The organism is Streptomyces sp. WELS2, assembly GCF_013870595.1.
Taxonomy (GTDB): domain Bacteria; phylum Actinomycetota; class Actinomycetes; order Streptomycetales; family Streptomycetaceae; genus Streptomyces.
This window is the reverse complement of the sequence record NZ_JACBWZ010000798.1, coordinates 1-2,772: the sequence shown is the minus strand read 5'-3', so window position 1 is coordinate 2,772 and position 2,772 is coordinate 1. Positions and strand designations below refer to the sequence as shown.

The 2,772-nt window shown below is 71.9% G+C and carries 5 protein-coding genes; all 5 read left to right on the top strand.

The annotated features are described in order from the left end of the window. Positions 1 to 101: 101 nt before the first annotated feature. Positions 102 to 887, top strand: a complete 786-nt coding sequence (lepB, locus tag H5J33_RS30000) for a signal peptidase I (RefSeq protein ID WP_181797932.1) — start codon at positions 102 to 104, stop codon at positions 885 to 887. Next, positions 877 to 1,410, top strand: a complete 534-nt coding sequence (locus tag H5J33_RS29995) for an NUDIX hydrolase (RefSeq protein WP_181797931.1) — start codon at positions 877 to 879, stop codon at positions 1,408 to 1,410. The genes lepB and H5J33_RS29995 overlap by 11 nt, the downstream gene beginning before the upstream one ends. A 56-nt stretch (positions 1,411 to 1,466) precedes the next feature. Then, entirely contained in the window at positions 1,467 to 1,775 is a 309-nt protein-coding gene (locus H5J33_RS29990) for a DUF2469 domain-containing protein (protein ID WP_014675276.1), read from the top strand. A 125-nt stretch (positions 1,776 to 1,900) separates the two neighbouring features. After that, on the top strand, positions 1,901 to 2,263 hold the full coding sequence (locus H5J33_RS29985) for a YraN family protein (protein ID WP_181797930.1): 363 nt from the start codon (positions 1,901 to 1,903) through the stop codon (positions 2,261 to 2,263). Next, positions 2,264 to 2,772: magnesium chelatase domain-containing protein (locus tag H5J33_RS29980; RefSeq protein WP_309485520.1), on the top strand; the 509-nt coding region annotated here is incomplete at its 3' end. It lies immediately after the preceding gene.

The window sequence follows — 2,772 nt, the reverse complement described above, 5'->3', positions numbered from 1 at the left end:
CGGCGTGGCCGTGGCCTTCTTCGGCCGGTTCCGGCCGTGGTGGTCCCGGTCGCGGAGGAGGGGCTGCCCCCGCTCGGTACCGCCGGGTAGGGTGCGGGTCCATGGGTGGCGAGAGCATGACGCGTACGGTCCCGTCGGGCGGCGGCACCGGCACGGCACGGACCGGCGGCGGCCGGCTCGGGCAGCGGCTGTCCGGACTGGTGATGGCGCTGGGGCTGGTGATGTTCCTCGGCGGCTTCGCGTGGGCGGCCCTGGTCTACCGGCCGTACACCGTCCCGACCGGCTCCATGTCGCCCACCATCGCCATCGGCGACCGGGTGCTGGCCCAGCGGATCGACGGTGACGAGGTGCGACGCGGTGACGTGGTCGTCTTCGAGGACGAGAACTGGATCGCCCATTCCAAGGTGGTCAAGCGGGTCGTCGCCGTGGGCGGGGACACCGTCTCCTGCTGCACCGACGGCAAGCTGACCGTCGACGGCAAGCCGATCGACGAGCCCTATCTGCCCAAGGGCAGCGTGGCCGAGCTCAAGGGCTTCGGCACGGTGACCGTCCCCGAGGGCCGGCTCTTCCTCCTCGGCGACGAACGCCAGGGGTCCCTGGACTCCACCGCCCACCTCACCGACGCGGCGCGCGGCACCGTCTCCCGCGACGCGGTCTCGGCCCGCGTGGACGCCGTCGTCTGGCCCTGGAAGGGCATGCTCGAGCGCCCCACCGGTTTCGAGACGCTGGGCGCCCTCTCCGAGCCGGGCCCGCTGCGCACGATCGAGGTGCTGATCGTGGCCGGCGCGGTCCTGGTGTTCGCCGGCGGCGCCTACGGCCCGGTCGCGGCCCGCCTCGGCCGTTCCCGTACCGCCACGACCCGTGCGGAGACGGCCGGTGCCCGCTGACACGACGCGGCCGGCGGGGGAGCCGTACGAGGGCGGCGCGGGCGCCGTGCGCAAGGTGGCCCGGGTGGTGCTGCTCGACCCCCGGGACCGCATCCTGCTCCTGCACGGGCACGAGCCGGACGACCCGGACGACGACTGGTGGTTCACGCCCGGCGGGGGACTGGAGGGCACCGAGACGCGCGAGGAGGCCGCGCTGCGGGAACTCGCGGAGGAGACCGGCATCACCGATGTCGAGCTGGGCCCCGTGCTCTGGCGGCGGCGCTGCTCGTTCCCGTTCGCGGGCCGCCGCTGGGACCAGGACGAGTGGTACTACCTGGCCCGCACCAGCCAGACGGCGACCGCGGCGACGGGGCTGACGGAGCTGGAGCGGCGCAGCGTCGCCGGAGCGCGCTGGTGGACGTGTGGGGAACTGACCCGGGCGCATGAGACGGTGTACCCGACCAGACTCGCCGAGCTGCTGCGCACGCTGCTCGTCGAAGGTCCCCCCGCCAGGCCCGTGACCCTCGACACGGAAATCGTCTGAGGGATCCTCGGACTGGCGCACAATGGTGGGATCGCACGGCTGAAGGGGAACATGCCATGAGCGCCGAGGACCTCGAAAAGTACGAGACCGAGATGGAGCTGAAGCTCTACCGGGAGTACCGAGATGTCGTCGGTCTGTTCAAATACGTGATCGAGACCGAGCGGCGTTTCTATCTCACCAATGACTACGAGATGCAGGTGCACTCGGTTCAGGGCGAGGTGTTCTTCGAGGTCACCATGGCCGACGCCTGGGTCTGGGACATGTATCGCCCGGCTCGCTTCGTCAAGCAGGTGCGCGTCCTGACGTTCAAGGACGTGAACATCGAGGAGCTGAACAAGAGCGACCTGGAGCTGCCGGGCGGCTGATGACCTGCGGTTTCCTGTGCCGCCACCCGTTCGGGTGACGGAGTTTTCCACAACCGCCGAGTAGTCCCCCAAGATCAACAGTGGGGGCCGGAAAGCGTGACGGTTGGCGCCGAGGAGGTGCCGACATGAACGCACGAGAGGCAATCGGCAAATACGGCGAGGACCTGGCCGCCCGGCGGCTCGCCGAGGCCGGCATGACGATCCTGGAGCGCAACTGGCGCGGGGGACGGTCCGGCGAGATCGACATCGTGGCGCGGGACGGGGACGCGCTCGTCGTCTGCGAGGTGAAGACCCGCAGGGGCGGTGCGTACGAGCATCCGATGGCCGCGGTGACCCCCGAGAAGGCGGCCAGGCTGCGGGCCCTCGCCGAACGCTGGATCCAGGCCCACGGGGGAGCCCCGCCGGGCGGCGTCCGCATCGACCTCGTCGGCGTCCTCCTGCCCCGCCGGGGCGCCCCCTCGGTCGAGCACGCGCGGGGGGTGGCCTGAATGGCGTTCGCCCGCACCTGCTCCGTCGCCCTGGTGGGCGTCGAGGGCGTGGTCGTCGAGGTCCAGGCCGACCTGGAACCCGGAGTGGCGGCCTTCACCCTGGTCGGCCTCCCGGACAAGAGCCTGACGGAGAGCCGCGACCGGGTACGGGCCGCGGTGGTGAACTCGGGCGCCGAGTGGCCGCAGAAGAAGCTCACCGTCGGACTCAGCCCGGCGTCGGTCCCCAAGGCGGGCTCGGGCTTCGACCTGGCCGTCGCCTGCGCGGTGCTCGGCGCCGCCGAACGGATCGATCCCCGTGTCCTCGCCGACATCGTCATGGTCGGAGAGCTGGGACTGGACGGCCGGGTGCGACCGGTACGGGGCATCCTGCCGGCCGTCCTCGCGGCAGCCGACGCGGGGTACGAGCAGGTGGTCGTGCCCGAGTGCGCCGCCGCCGAGGCCGCACTGGTGCCCGGCGTGTCCGTGCTCGGGGTCCGCAGCCTGCGCCAGCTCATCGCGGTCCTCGCCGA